This is a genomic window from Amycolatopsis echigonensis (assembly GCF_002846615.1).
Lineage (GTDB): Bacteria > Actinomycetota > Actinomycetes > Mycobacteriales > Pseudonocardiaceae > Amycolatopsis > Amycolatopsis echigonensis.
In genome coordinates this window covers 6,466,685-6,479,469 of record NZ_PJMY01000003.1, presented here as the reverse complement: position 1 = coordinate 6,479,469, position 12,785 = coordinate 6,466,685, and the positions used below count along the sequence as shown (strand labels likewise).

Here is a 12,785-nt window from a genome sequence, read left to right as displayed (position 1 = left end):
CCCGCTTCGCCGAACGCCTCCGTCAGCCGAGATCGCCCCCGGCGACGGGCAGGACGGTGCCGGTGACGTACGAGGCCTCGTCCGAGGCCAGGAACGCGATCGCCGCGGCCTGCTCGTCCAGGGTGCCGTACCGCTTCAGCAATGACGACCCGACAGTCTGGTCGATGTGCGCCTGGAACCACTCCCGCTCCTGGTCAGTGACCGGATCGGGGCCGCCGCGCGGGATCCGCCGCGGCGGCGCTTCGGTGCCGCCCGGCGCGGTCGCGACCACGCGGATGCCGGCGTCGGCGTACTCGAAGGCCAGCGACGCGGTCAGCGCGTTGATCCCGCCCTTCGCCGCCGAGTACGGGATCCGGTGGATGCCGCGAGTGGCCGCCGACGAGACGTTCACGATCACCCCGCTGCCCCGTTGCGCCATCGACGGCAGTGCGGCCCGGCAGGAGAGCAACGTGGTGAGCAGGGACCGGCGGAGTTCGGCCTCGATCTCGTCCGGGCTGAACTCGGTGAACGGCTTGAACCGCAGCGCGCCGCCGACGTTGTTGACCAGCACGTCGATCCGGCCGTACCGGGCCACCGCGGCTTCCGCGACCGCCTGCGCGCCCGGCCACGTCTCCAGGTCGGCGACCACCGCCGCGGCCTCGGGGAGCTCGTCGGCCAGGCCGCCGACCAGGCCGGACCGGTCGGCGAGCACCAGCGCGCCGCCCTCCGCGGCGATCCGCCGGGCCGTCGCCTCGCCGATCCCCTGCGCGGCGCCGGTGACCACCACGACCTTGCCCGCGAACCGTCCTGGCGACAGGAATTTCGGTCCCTCCGCCGCGCCGCCCATGGCCCGCCGGGTGGTGATCTTCGACCGTTCCGCGTGCTCGGCGATCAGCCGTCGCGCGGTCGCCCGGTCTCCGGACTCGAAAGCGGCGACCAGGTCCAGGTGGTCTTGGGTGCAGCGCGGATGGCACCAGGTCGCGTTGCGCAGCGTCTCGGCCATGTGGCCTTTCACGCCGAGCGCCTGATATGCCTGCAGGAGATGCTCGTTGCCGGTGAGCGTGAACAGGTAGTCGTGGAACGCCGCGTTGGTTTCGGTGTAGGCAGCGGCGTCCAGGAACCGGTCACCGTCCACATAGGGCACTGTCGACTCGGCCAGCAACCGGTATCCGGCGAGCTGACCCGAGGTCAGCCGTCCGATGGTCAATTCGAGCGCACCGAGTTCGAGGGCTTGACGGGCCTCGAACACCGCGTCCGATTCGTGCACCGACGGGTGTTCCTCGCCGATTTCGTACTCGCCCGGCGTTTCCTCCGGTGGGGGAAGCATTTCCTGACCCGCGATCGTGCGCGCCACTCGCGCTTCCTCCGCCGCGGACAACGCCGCTCCGGCCCGCAGCGGGACCAGGTCGACCGTCGGGAACAGTTCCTGCCCGGCCAGCGCCCGGCTCGCGACGAATTCCAGCTCCGGCTCGGGTTCCGGATCTGCTGCCACCGGCTGCACCGGGATTTCCGGTGCGCGCACCGGCGCGGCGAGCGCGAACTTCTCGTAGTAGAAGCCGGTCGGCTCGAATCCGGCCGACGCGAAGTGTCCCCGCACCGCCTCCACCATCGGCGGCGGACCGCAGAGGTACACCGCGACATCGCCGCCGTGCAGGTGCTCGTCCCGGATCAGCGTGGTCACGTACCCCTTGTTCGGAGCGGCGCTCCTCGGATCCGAAACGCAGTAGTCCCAGGTCAGACCGGGAACCTCGACCGCGAGCTTCTCCAGCGTCGCCGTCTCCACCAGGTCGTCGTCGGTGCTCACGCCGTACACCAGATGCGCTGGCCTGGGCACGCCGGAATCGCGCATAGTGCGCACAATGGACAGAATCGGCGCGAGCCCCGTGCCACCGGCCAGCAGCAGCACCGGACGATCCGTCTCGCGCAGGAAGAAGCTCCCGTGCGGCCCGGTGAACGTCAGCTCGTCACCGGATTTCGCCCGCCCGGTCAGGTAATCCGACATGACACCACCGGGCGTGAGCTTCACGAGGAAAGTCAGCCGTTCGTCGCCGGGCGCGTTGCTGAACGAATACGACCGCGTCACGTCGGTCCCCGGAACGGTGATGTTCACGTACTGCCCCGGCAGGAACGCGAGCCGATCCCGATCGCGCATCTCCACCGTCAGCGACATCGTCGTGGGCGAAAGCCGTTCCAGCGCAACGAGAGTGCCGTGATGCTCCGCGGCCTGCGTCTTCGCGACCGCCGACGTGCTCGCGATCTGCAACACCAGATCGGACTTCGGTTTCATACTGCACGGCAGCACATAACCGCGCTCAGCCTCGTCCGCGCTCAGCGCGTCTTCGAGATAAGACCCGCCCTCGTATTCCCCCGATTCGCAGAACGCCTTGCAGGTTCCGCACGCACCGTCGCGGCAATCGAGCGGAATGTTGATGCGCTGCCGGTACGACGCGTCCGCGACAGTCTGATCCGGCGCGCACGTGACGAAGCGGGTGACACCGTCCTCGAAGGACAGAGCGATCCGGTGGTTCATGACCGCCTCCGCTCAGAAGTGGTACACGTCGACGACGTGATGGATGTAGTCGTTCTTGAGCACCACCGTCTTCCGCCGGATCAGCGGCGAAGGACCGGAGAAATCGATGGTGTAGAACGAAGTCCCGTAGTACGGGTCGACAGTGTGGTACCGGAAGTACATCGTGTGCCAGTTGAACCGCACGTCCACCAGATCCCCGTGCCGTTCGATCAGCTCGACATTCGTGATGTTGTGGCTGGTCCGGGGTTCCGGAAGGGACGTCGCGCTCGACCGTTCGGTGCGGATCCGGAACACCCGGTCCTCGAGCCCGCCCTTGTTCGGGTAGTAGATCAGCGAAATGTCGCGCTGCGGATCCTCGGTGAGCAGATCGTCGTCGCCCCAGGAAGGCATCCAGTAGACGACATCGTCGGCGTAGCACTCCAGCCACTTCTCGAACTCGCGGTCGTCCAGATACCGCGCCTCGCGATAGAGGAACTGCTCGACGTCGTGCTGGGTGATGGTCTTCTCGGCGGCGGCGGTCATCGGGCTTCTCCTCGAACGGCCTGCTCGCGAGCGATCGCCGCGCGCAGGGTTTCCTGCCAATACCCGTGCTGCACCGGATAAAGGCCCTCGTCCTCGTTCTTCTGCCCGGACGACACGACACCGTCGAGCCCGAGCGAAGAAGCGACCTCGTCCGGCCCGGTGAGCCAATGCTGAGCACCACGGCTCATGTCGTTCCACGGTGCGGCCGTCGCGCGGAAAGTGAGCTGGCAGGACCGGAATTCCTCCAGGTCGTCCGGCGTCGCCATGCCCGAGGCATTGAAGAAATCCTCGTACTGCCGGATCCGCCACGCCCGCGCTTCGGCGCTTTCGCCCTTCGGCGCGATGCAGTAGATGGTGACCTCGGTCTTGTCCGGCGCGATCGGCCGGAAATGCCGGATCTGCGTCGAAAACTGGTCCATCAGGTACACGTTGGGATACACGCACAGGTTGCGGGACCCGCGCACCATGAACTCGCCCTTGGCGTCGCCGTACTTCTCCTTCAGCTCCGCCATCCGCGGCCACAACGGACGGTCCTGCGGATTGCCCGCCCAGGTCCACAGGCACAGGTGCCCGTGCGGGAACGACCAGTAGCCGCCGCCGGACTTGCCCCACGACCCCGCGTCGAGGGTCTTGGTGTCGTTCGCCGATTCGCCGGTGTTGCGCCGGGCCGTCGTGGCCGCGTAATTCCAGTGCGTCGCGGTGACGTGGTAGCCGTCCGCGCCGTTCTCCGCCTGGACCTTCCAGTTGCCGTCGTAGGTGTACGTGGACGCCCCGCGCAGTACTTCAAGTCCATCCGGCGACTGGTCCACCAGCATGTCGATCACCTTCGTGGCGTCGCCGAGGTGCTCGGTCAGCGGCAGCACGTCCGGGTTGAGGCTGCCGAACAGAAAGCCTCGGTAGGACTCGAAGCGCGCGACCTTCGTCAGGTCGTGGGAGCCGTCGGTGTCGAACGACTCCGGGTAGCCCGCGCCGTCCGGGTCCTTGACCTTGAGCAGCTTGCCGTCGTTGCGGAAGGTCCAGCCGTGGAACGGGCAGGTCAGCGTCGGCCGGTTGTCGCGTTTGCGCCGGCAGATCATCGCGCCGCGGTGCGCGCAGGCGTTGATCAGGCAGTGCAGCTCGCCGGCCTTGTCGCGAGTGATCACCACCGGCTGGCGGCCGATCGTCGTGGTGAAGTAGTCGCCGGGGTTCGGCAGCTGGCTCTCGTGCGCGAGGTAGATCCAGTTGCCCTCGAAGATGTGCTTCATCTCGAGTTCGAAGATCTCCTCGTCGGTGAAGATCCGGCGGTTCGCGCGGTAGACGCCCGCCTCCGGGTCCTCCACCACCGCGTCCGCGACAACGGCGGCGGCGTGGTCCAGCGTCTCGGTCATGACTCCTCCAACGGGCCTGGCGATCTGCACTGATCGGCTCCCCAGCAGGGGGTTTCCCGCACTGTGCCACCCCGTGGCGGCAGTCACCCCAGGGCAAGACCCAGTCCTGACCTAGGGTGTGATTATTCGATGTCGTTTATCAATCGCACGCAAACCGCTCCTTGTCTTCACTCAATACCGGAACTTACGGTGAGCGGGACCACGCGAGGAGCCGGTGAGGAGGCAGCCCGATGGAACTGCGCCACCTGCGGTACTTCGCCGCCGTCGCCGAGACCTGCCACTTCGGCCGCGCCGCCGAACGCCTGCACCTCGCCCAGCCCGCGCTTTCGCACGCGATCCGGCAGCTGGAGGACGAGCTGGGCGTCGCCCTGCTCAGCCGCACGACGCGGCAGGTGCAGGTCACCCCGGCCGGCCGGTTCTTCCTCGCCGAGGCGCAACGGATCCTGGACGCCGTCGAGGCGGGCGCACGCGGAGCCCGGCGCATCGCCGACGGCCGCCGCGGCCTCGCCCGGATCGGCTTCACCGGCACCGCCGCGCTCTCGCACCTGCCGCGGGTCGCCCGCGCGCTGCAGCACCGGCTGCCCGACGTCGAACTCGAAGTGCACGCCGACCTGCTCACCGGCGAGCAGTGCGAGCAGCTGCGCGACGGCACGCTGGACATCGGCGTGCTGCGCCCGCCGGTCACCGGCGGCGACCTCGACCTGCACGTCATCGAAACCGAGCCGCTGGTGCTCGCCGTCCCGGCCGACCACCGGCTCGCGGTCGAACCGGTGGTGGCGATGAGCGATTTGCGCGCCGAAGCGTTCGTCACCTATCCCGCCAGCTATTCCGTCGTCAACGAAGCGGTTCTGCGCAGTTGCCGCGACGCCGGGTTCACCCCGCAGCGCGAGCACGAAGCGGCCGGTACCGCGGTGCTGCTCGCGCTGGTCGCCGGAGGTCTCGGCGTCGGCGTCGTCCCCGCGTCCGCGCGGGCGCTGCCGCTGGCCGGGGTCGTGTTCCGCGACCTCGCCGGGGCCGCCACCGTCCAGCTCGCACTCGCCTGGCACCGCGAACGGGCCTCGGCACTGGTCCCGGCCGTGCTCGACGCGCTCGGCGAACTGTTCCCCGTCGAAGTGCCCGTGTCAGGGAGGACACGATGAAGATCACCCGGGTGGAGGCGATCCCGTTCGCCATCCCCTACCGCAAACCGCTGCGTTTCGCGTCCGGCGAGGTGCACACGGCCGAGCATGTGCTGGTCCGCGTGCACACCGACGACGGCGTGGTCGGGGTCGCCGAAGCGCCGCCGCGGCCGTTCACCTACGGCGAGACGCAAGCCGGGATCGTGGCCGTGCTGGAAACCGTGTTCGCGCCGCAGGTCGTGGGGTTGAGCCTGCTCGAACGCGAGACGGTGCACGCCCGGCTCTCCCGCACCGTCGGCAATCCGGCCGCGAAGTCCGCTTTGGACATGGCGATCTGGGACGCGCTCGGGCAAAGCCTCGACGTTTCGGTCACCGAATTGCTCGGCGGTTACACCGACCGCATGAAGGTGTCGCACATGCTCGGCTTCGACGAGCCTGCCGCGATGGTCGCCGAGGCGGAGCGGATTCGCGACAGCTACGGCGTCACGACGTTCAAGGTGAAGGTCGGCCGCCGGCCGATTTCCCTTGACACCGCAGTGGTTCGCGCGCTGCGGGAGCGGTTCGGCTCCGAGGTCGACCTGTACGTGGACGGCAACCGAGGCTGGACGGCCGCGGAATCCGCCCGCGCGATGCGGGAAATGGCCGATCTCGACCTGCTGTTCGCCGAGGAACTGTGCCCCGCCGACGACGTGCTGGGCCGCCGCTGGCTCGTGTCGCGTTTGGACGTTCCGTTCATCGCCGACGAATCCGCGGTGACCGCGGCCGACGTGACCCGCGAGATCCTCGGCGGCTCGGCGACCGCGATCAGCATCAAGACCGCCCGCACCGGCTTCACCCGCTCGCAGCGCACGCACCATCTCGCGGAGGGGCTCGGGCTGGAAGTGGTGATGGGCAACCAGATCGACGGCCAGCTCGGTTCACTGTGCACTGTCGCTTTCGGATCCGCCTTCGAACTGACGTCGCGCCGCCCCGGAGAACTGTCCAACTTCCTCGACATGACCGACGACCTGCTCGCCGAACCGCTGTGCATCGCGGACGGCGAACTGGCCATCCGCCCCGGCGCCGGGCTCGGCGCCGAACTCGACCCCGGCAAGCTCCGGCACTACCGGCAAGACCGCTAGCCGGAAACCCCCGATGGATCAAGGAGGATTCATGACTGCCACGCATTCCCCCACCGCCGCCGCGTCCGGAGCCAACGCCACCGAACGGTTCAAGAGCGACAAGCTCGCCGGCGTCGCGGACACCCCGAAGGAACGGGTCAGCCTGCTCGCCCGCGAGGTGCTGGAGGCCGTGCACGCGACGATCCGCAAGCACAAGGTGACCTACGACGAGTACAACGCGCTCAAATCGTGGCTGATCAGCGTCGGCGAGGACGGAGAATGGCCGCTGTTCCTGGACGTCTGGGTCGAGCACGTCGTCGAAGAAGTCGCCACCGAGCACCGCAAGGGCAACAAGGGCACCATCGAAGGCCCCTACTACGTGCCGGACGCCCCCGAACAAGGCGCGCGCGGTTCGATCCCGACGCGGGAGAACGAGCCGGGCACCCCGCTCACCTGGACCGGCCAGGTCACCTCGACCACCGGCGCGGTGCTCGGCGGCGCGAAGGTCGAACTGTGGCACGCGGACGCGGACGGGCTGTACTCGCAGTTCGCGCCGGGCATCCCGGAGTGGAACCTGCGCGGGACCTTCACCACCGACGACGAAGGCCGCTTCGAAATCCACACCGTGCGGCCCGCGCCGTACCAGATCCCGACCGACGGCGCGTGCGGCAAACTGATCGCGGCGGCGGGCTGGCACGCCTGGCGTCCGGCGCACCTGCACGTCAAGGTGTCCGCGCCGGGGCACGAGCTGCTCACCGCGCAGCTGTACTTCCCGGGCGACGAGCACAACGACGACGACATCGCCTCCGCGGTGAAGCCGGAACTGCTGCTCGACCCCCGCCCGGCTGGCGACGGCGAGACCATCGAGTACAACTTCGTCCTCGACCCGGCCTGATTTCGATCGGAGAACCATGCTTTACCACGTGCGGATGGACGTCCGCCTTCCCCCGGACCTGGACCCGGCGGTCCGCGACGCCCTCATCGCGCGCGAAAAGGAGTACAGCCAGCAGCTTCAGCGCAGCGGGAAATGGCCGCACATCTGGCGGATCGCGGGCGAGTACGCGAACTATTCGGTACTGGACGTCGCCGACCACGACGAACTGCACCAGATCCTGTCGAACCTGCCGCTGTTCCCGTACATGGACATCCAGGTGACCGCACTCGCGCGGCATCCGTCCAAAGTGGACTGACTGGCACGTCGAAAATCCGTGAGGGGAACCCGGAGGGAATCTGATTTCCCTGGGTTCCCCTCACGGACGTTCACGGCAGCTACTTAGCCTGCCAAACCGGCGCGCGTTTCTCGACGAACGCCGTCGTCCCCTCGCGGACGTCCTCGCTCGTCATGACCCCGACCGCGTTTTCACGGGTGCTGTCCCAGTCGCTGTCCTCCGCGGAGATCGCACCGTCCACAATGCCCAGTGCGACGCGTTTGCTGGCCTGCACTGCCAACGGCGCGTTCGCGGCGATCTTCTCCGCCAGAGCCAGCGCTTCGGTGAGCACATCGGCGTCGGCGACCACGTGGTTCACCAGCCCCAGCGTCGCCGCGCGGGCCGCGTCGAGCGGTTCGCCGGTGAACATCATCTCCATCGCGATCTTCTGCGGAATCTGCCGCGGCAGCCGGAACACGCCGCCCGCCGCGGCGAAGAGGCCGCGTTTCACCTCGGGCAGCCCGAATTTCGCCGACTCGGCCGCGACCACCAGGTCGCTGGCCAGCGCGAGTTCGGTGCCGCCGCCGAGCGCGAAGCCGTTGACCGCGGCGATCGTCGGCTTCGAGATCGGATGCCGCACGTATCCGGCGAATCCCCAGTCCTCGTGGCCCGGCGCGGCGAGCGATTCGCCCCGCGACACGGCTTTCAGGTCGGCTCCGGCGCAGAACGCCCGCTCCCCCGCGCCGGTCAGAACGACGACGCGCGTTTCCGGGTCCTGTTCGGCCCGGTCCAGCGCCGTGCCGACGAGTTCGCTCAGCTCGGCGTTGACCGCGTTCATCGCGTGCGGCCGGTTGAGCGTGATCACCAGGACGTGCCCGCGCTGGTCGACGAGCGCGGCCGGGGCGTCGTCAGGCATGGCCGGCCTCCTCCGCCGGTGCGAAGACCGGCACTTTCTCGTGGTCGGGATCGGGGCCGGAGGGCACGAACACCGCCCGCACCGGCAGCTGCCAGAGGTCCGCGTCCGGGGCGGCGTCGAGCCGGCACCACCACCACGGTCCCTCGGCCAGCTCCACGATGCCGACGACGACGCGCTCCGGCTCGCCGCCGTCGCGCGCCCGCTTGTGCACCACCGACCACGACACCACCGTGCCGGTTCCCGCGGCGGCCGTCCACTCGAGGTCGTCGTCGGGGTCCGGGACCGTGCGCGGGTCCAGGTATTCGCCGGTGGAGCGCCGTCGCAACAGCCGGAACTCGCCGATCGCGGCGCCGTCGAAGAACGCCGCGGACTCGTCGTCGCGGGCGACTGGGTTGATACGCATTGCCGTCCCTCCGCTCACGCCGCGCCGAGCACGAGCGTGCTGTGGTGGTCCAGGATGCCGCCGTTGCCGGAGACCAGCACGGTGTCGTGCTTCGGCACCTGGCGCTCGCCGCCCTGGCCGCGGGCCTGGATGATCGCCTCGGACAGCGGCGTCATGCCCCACAGGTAGTAGGACGACAGCTGGCCGCCGCCGGTGTTCACCGCGAGCTTGCCGTCCGGGCCGAGCATGCCCGGCGTCGCGACGAACTCGCCCCCTTCGCCCTTGCCGCAGAACCCGTAGTCCTCCAGGGTGAGCAGCGCGGTGAAGGTGTAGCAGTCGTAGATCTCGGCGACGTCGATGTCCTCGATCGTCACACCGGCCATCTCCATCGCCGCCGGCCCGGACTGCGCCGCGCCGCTCACGAGGCCGAAATTGTCGTTGCGGCGGAAGGAATTCCCCGGGTGCGCCTGGCCCCAGCCGAGCACCTGCACGGCGGGCTGGGCCAGAGAAGCCGCGCGTTCCGCGGAGGTCACGATCACCGCCGCGCCGCCGTTCGAAACCAGACAGCAGTCCAGCAGGTGGAACGGCTCCGCGATGAACCGCGACGCTTGATGGTCGGCCAGGGTGATCGGGTCGCGCAGCTGCGCCAGCGGGTTCTTCGCCGCCCACGCTCGTTGGGCGACCGCGATCGCGCCGAGTTGCTCGCTCGTGGTGCCGTAAGTCTTCATGTGCCGTCGCGCGGCGAGTGCGTAGAACGAGTTCGGTCCGGCGAAACCGCTGGAGCCCAAGAGGCTTCCCCAGCCGGTCGGGGTCGTGCGCCGGCCGCCGTAGGCCGCGCCGGTCGCTTTGCCCTGCTGCAGCGGCGCGTCCGCGAATACGCACGCGACGGTGTCGGCCATGCCCGCTTCGACCGCCATCGCGGCGTACTGCACCATCGCGCCCGCCGTCGAGCCGAATGCCTGCATTTGAGTGAACAGGCGCAGGTCCCGCAGGCCTAAGTCGACTTGCAGGCTGAGGTCCACTCCGGGCGTCGTGCCGGCGGACACCAGCAGCCCGTCGATGTCGGACAGCCCGATCCCGGCGTCGGCGGCCGCCCGCCGGACGGCCTGCGCGGCGAACTGCCGCGCGCTCGGACCGTAGACTTTCCCCAGCTCAGTGAGCCCGAGACCGGCGATTGCCGCCCTCCGGCGCGCCGGGGTCTCCCGCCTGCTCGTCATCATCGCACTCCGTTCCCGGCCGGTGGCCGCACCTCCACGTTCGCATCCCGCTGACGCGGCGTAAACGACCGGTCGGGACACCGGCAGATGAGCGCCCGCGACACGTGCGCCGATGTCGCTCCCGGAAACCTGCCGGTGTCGGAATCCGTGATGTACATCGCGGATTTCCGCACCCAGCATGGGAATCGGGACCCGACGACGGGAAAGGCGGTCCGGCGATGGCGATCAGCGCCGCGGAAACCGAACAGCTGCGGGAGGCGGTGCGCGACCTGCTCGCGGACCGCTGCACGGAGGCGGACGTGCGCCGGACAATGGCGACCGAGTCCGGTCACGACCCCGAGCTGTGGAAACAACTGGCCGAGCTGGGATTGCCCGGTCTGGTGATCGGGACCGACTACGGCGGGGTCGGCCTGGGCGCGGAAGAACTCGAAGCGGTTTCGGAGGAAATCGGGGCGGCGCTGGTGCCGTCGCCGTTCCTGTCCAGCTCAGTGCTGACCGCGACGCTCATCGACGCAGCCGGGACTGAAGAGGACAAACACCGTCTTCTGCCCGCGCTCGCCGACGGGTCTTCGATCGGAACCGTTGCCGTCACGGGCCCTGCCGGAAGCTGGACGCCCGAAGGCGTTGCCGTGCAAGCAAACGGAACCCTCACCGGCACCGCTTCTTACGTCACCTTCGGCCAGCTCGCCGACGTCATCCTCGTGGTGGCTCGCACTGGCGACGACATCGGCGTCTTCGAGGTCGCCCCGGACGCGTCCGGTTTCCAGCGGACCGCGGCGGAGGTATTCGACCCGACCGTGCGGTTGTCCCAATTCGCCTTCGCTGATACGCCAGCGCGGCGAATTGGTACTGCGGGCTGGGAGGCCGTGCAGAAGGCCCTGGATCTCAGCACCATCGCGCTGGCCGGGGAGCAGGCAGGCGGAGCTCGCAAGATCTTCGAGACGACTGTCGAGTATCTCAAGACCCGCGTTCAATTCGGCCGTGCGATCGGCAGTTTCCAGGCGATGAAACACCTCGCCGCGGACCGCCTCCTGGACGTCGAATCCGCGACCTCCGCCGCCCGGCACGCCGCTGCCGACGGCAGCCCGGGCGCGATCGCGCTCGCCGGATTCGCCTGCGCGGAAGCGTACGAAACCGTTGCCCTGTCCGCGATTCAGATGCACGGAGGGATCGGCTTCACCTGGGAACACCCGGCGCACCTGTACCTGCGCCGCGCCCGCGCCGGCGCACAGCTGTTCGGCGGCTCGCGGCTGCACCGGGAGCGCTACCTCGTCTCGAAGGGGGCTTGAGCATGACCACCGCTTTGCCCAGCGCGGAGCAGCTCCGCGAAGAAGTCCGCGCATGGCTCGCGGCGGAATGGACCGGACTCGCCCCGGGGTCCGACAGCTGGAGCACCACCCCGGAACGCGTGGCGTGGCTGGAAAAAGTCGTCGCCGCCGGATACGCCGTGCCGACCTGGCCGGTCGACTGGTTCGGCCGCGGCTACCCGGCCGAACTGGCCGACACGATCGCGGCCGAGTTCGACGCCGTCGACGCGCCCGGCGCCCGACAGGACAAATACAGCATCCCGGCCAACACCGTCCTCGCGTTCGGCACCGAAAAACTCAAGAACGACCTCCTGCACGACGTCCTCACCGAACGGTCCCGGACCTGCCTGTTCTACAGCGAACCCGGCGCGGGCTCGGACCTCGCCGGCGTGCGCACGACCGCGGTCCGCGACGGCGACCGCTGGATCGTCAACGGCCAGAAGGTCTGGACGTCCGGCGCGAAAACCGCGGACTACGCGCTGCTCATCGCGCGCACCGACTGGGATGTGCCGAAGCACAAGGGCCTCAGCTACTTCGTCGTGCCGATGCACCAGCCCGGCGTCGACATCCGGCCGCTGGTGCAGATCACCGGCGAAGCGCACTTCAACGAGGTCTTCCTGACCGACGTCGAAATCCCGGCGGACTACCTGGTCGGCGACGAGGGCAAGGGCTGGCGGGTGCTGCAGACCGCGCTGGCGTACGAGCGCTCGATCATGGGCGACGGCGCGCGGGCGTCGCGGCACGGATCGATCGCCGACGACCTCGTCGGCCTCGCCCGGGAACGCGGCCGCCTCGCCGACCCGGTCATCCGCGACGACCTGGCCACCGTGCTCGCGTTGCGCGAACTGAACGCGTTGAACAACGCCCGGGCGAAAGCCGCCGCCGAACCAGGCACGTCGAGTTCGGTGATGTCGCTCGGGAAACTCGCGATGTCCGGGATCCTGCACGCCGAAGGGCGGCTGCGCACGGCCATCGCCGGTCCGGAAACGCTGCTCGCCGGGGACGAGAATCCGGTCGCCGACGACGTGAACTTCCTGGCGCTCAACGCCTTCTTCACCTCCATCGGCGGCGGCACCGACCAGATCCAGCGCACGATCATCGCCGAACGCGTCCTCGGCCTTCCCAAGGAACCCGAGGTCGACCGCGACCTGCCCTTCCGCGCCGTCCGCCGCAGCTGAGCCTCGAGGAGGCTGGTTCCC

At 69.1% G+C, this 12,785-nt stretch carries 12 protein-coding genes; 6 read left to right on the top strand and 6 right to left on the bottom strand.

Features of this window, described 5'->3' with window-relative positions; translation table 11 throughout:
- Positions 1-22 precede the first annotated feature (22 nt).
- The 3 genes from benC to benA are packed head-to-tail and all read right to left on the bottom strand — an operon-like array spanning position 23 to position 4,398.
- Positions 23-2,509 (bottom strand): benzoate 1,2-dioxygenase electron transfer component BenC, encoded by a 2,487-nt coding sequence (gene benC, locus ATK30_RS46970; protein WP_101439175.1) that lies wholly within the window; start codon positions 2,507-2,509, stop codon positions 23-25.
- Positions 2,510-2,521: 12 nt separating this feature from the next.
- Entirely contained in the window at positions 2,522-3,031 is a 510-nt protein-coding gene (gene benB, locus ATK30_RS35690) for a benzoate 1,2-dioxygenase small subunit (RefSeq protein WP_101439174.1), read from the bottom strand.
- Positions 3,028-4,398, bottom strand: a complete 1,371-nt coding sequence (gene benA, locus ATK30_RS35685) for a benzoate 1,2-dioxygenase large subunit (RefSeq protein WP_101439173.1) — start codon at positions 4,396-4,398, stop codon at positions 3,028-3,030. The genes benB and benA overlap by 4 nt, the downstream gene beginning before the upstream one ends.
- Before the next feature lie 230 nt (positions 4,399-4,628).
- Between benA and ATK30_RS35680 the strand changes: the two genes are divergently transcribed.
- The 4 genes from ATK30_RS35680 to catC are packed head-to-tail and all read left to right on the top strand — an operon-like array spanning position 4,629 to position 7,806.
- Complete coding sequence (locus ATK30_RS35680; RefSeq protein ID WP_101439172.1) at positions 4,629-5,537, top strand: LysR substrate-binding domain-containing protein; 909 nt, start codon at positions 4,629-4,631, stop codon at positions 5,535-5,537.
- Positions 5,534-6,637 carry a mandelate racemase/muconate lactonizing enzyme family protein gene (locus tag ATK30_RS35675; protein WP_101439171.1) on the top strand — a complete coding sequence of 368 codons (1,104 nt, stop codon included), beginning with the start codon at positions 5,534-5,536 and terminating at the stop codon, positions 6,635-6,637. Before ATK30_RS35680 ends, ATK30_RS35675 begins: the two co-directional genes overlap by 4 nt.
- Positions 6,638-6,668: 31 nt before the next feature.
- Positions 6,669-7,511 (top strand): catechol 1,2-dioxygenase, encoded by an 843-nt coding sequence (catA, locus tag ATK30_RS35670; protein WP_101439170.1) that lies wholly within the window; start codon positions 6,669-6,671, stop codon positions 7,509-7,511.
- Positions 7,512-7,527: 16 nt separating this feature from the next.
- On the top strand, positions 7,528-7,806 hold the full coding sequence (gene catC, locus ATK30_RS35665) for a muconolactone Delta-isomerase (RefSeq protein ID WP_037367634.1): 279 nt from the start codon (positions 7,528-7,530) through the stop codon (positions 7,804-7,806).
- Positions 7,807-7,885: 79 nt separating this feature from the next.
- Here the strand turns inward: catC and ATK30_RS35660 are convergent, their stop codons facing one another.
- The 3 genes from ATK30_RS35660 to ATK30_RS35650 are packed head-to-tail and all read right to left on the bottom strand — an operon-like array spanning position 7,886 to position 10,279.
- Positions 7,886-8,680: a crotonase/enoyl-CoA hydratase family protein gene (locus ATK30_RS35660; protein WP_101439169.1), complete on the bottom strand. Its 795-nt coding sequence runs from the start codon at positions 8,678-8,680 to the stop codon at positions 7,886-7,888.
- Entirely contained in the window at positions 8,673-9,083 is a 411-nt protein-coding gene (locus ATK30_RS35655; RefSeq protein WP_101439168.1) for a Zn-ribbon domain-containing OB-fold protein, read from the bottom strand. Before ATK30_RS35655 ends, ATK30_RS35660 begins: the two co-directional genes overlap by 8 nt.
- 14 nt (positions 9,084-9,097) lie before the next feature.
- Entirely contained in the window at positions 9,098-10,279 is a 1,182-nt protein-coding gene (locus ATK30_RS35650) for a thiolase family protein (RefSeq protein WP_101441236.1), read from the bottom strand.
- A gap of 218 nt (positions 10,280-10,497) precedes the next feature.
- On the opposite strand from ATK30_RS35650, the gene ATK30_RS35645 reads away from it, so the two are divergent.
- Positions 10,498-11,568 carry an acyl-CoA dehydrogenase family protein gene (locus ATK30_RS35645; protein ID WP_101439167.1) on the top strand — a complete coding sequence of 357 codons (1,071 nt, stop codon included), beginning with the start codon at positions 10,498-10,500 and terminating at the stop codon, positions 11,566-11,568.
- A 2-nt stretch (positions 11,569-11,570) separates the two neighbouring features.
- Positions 11,571-12,764 carry an acyl-CoA dehydrogenase family protein gene (locus ATK30_RS35640; RefSeq protein WP_101439166.1) on the top strand — a complete coding sequence of 398 codons (1,194 nt, stop codon included), beginning with the start codon at positions 11,571-11,573 and terminating at the stop codon, positions 12,762-12,764.
- Positions 12,765-12,785: the final 21 nt, after the last annotated feature.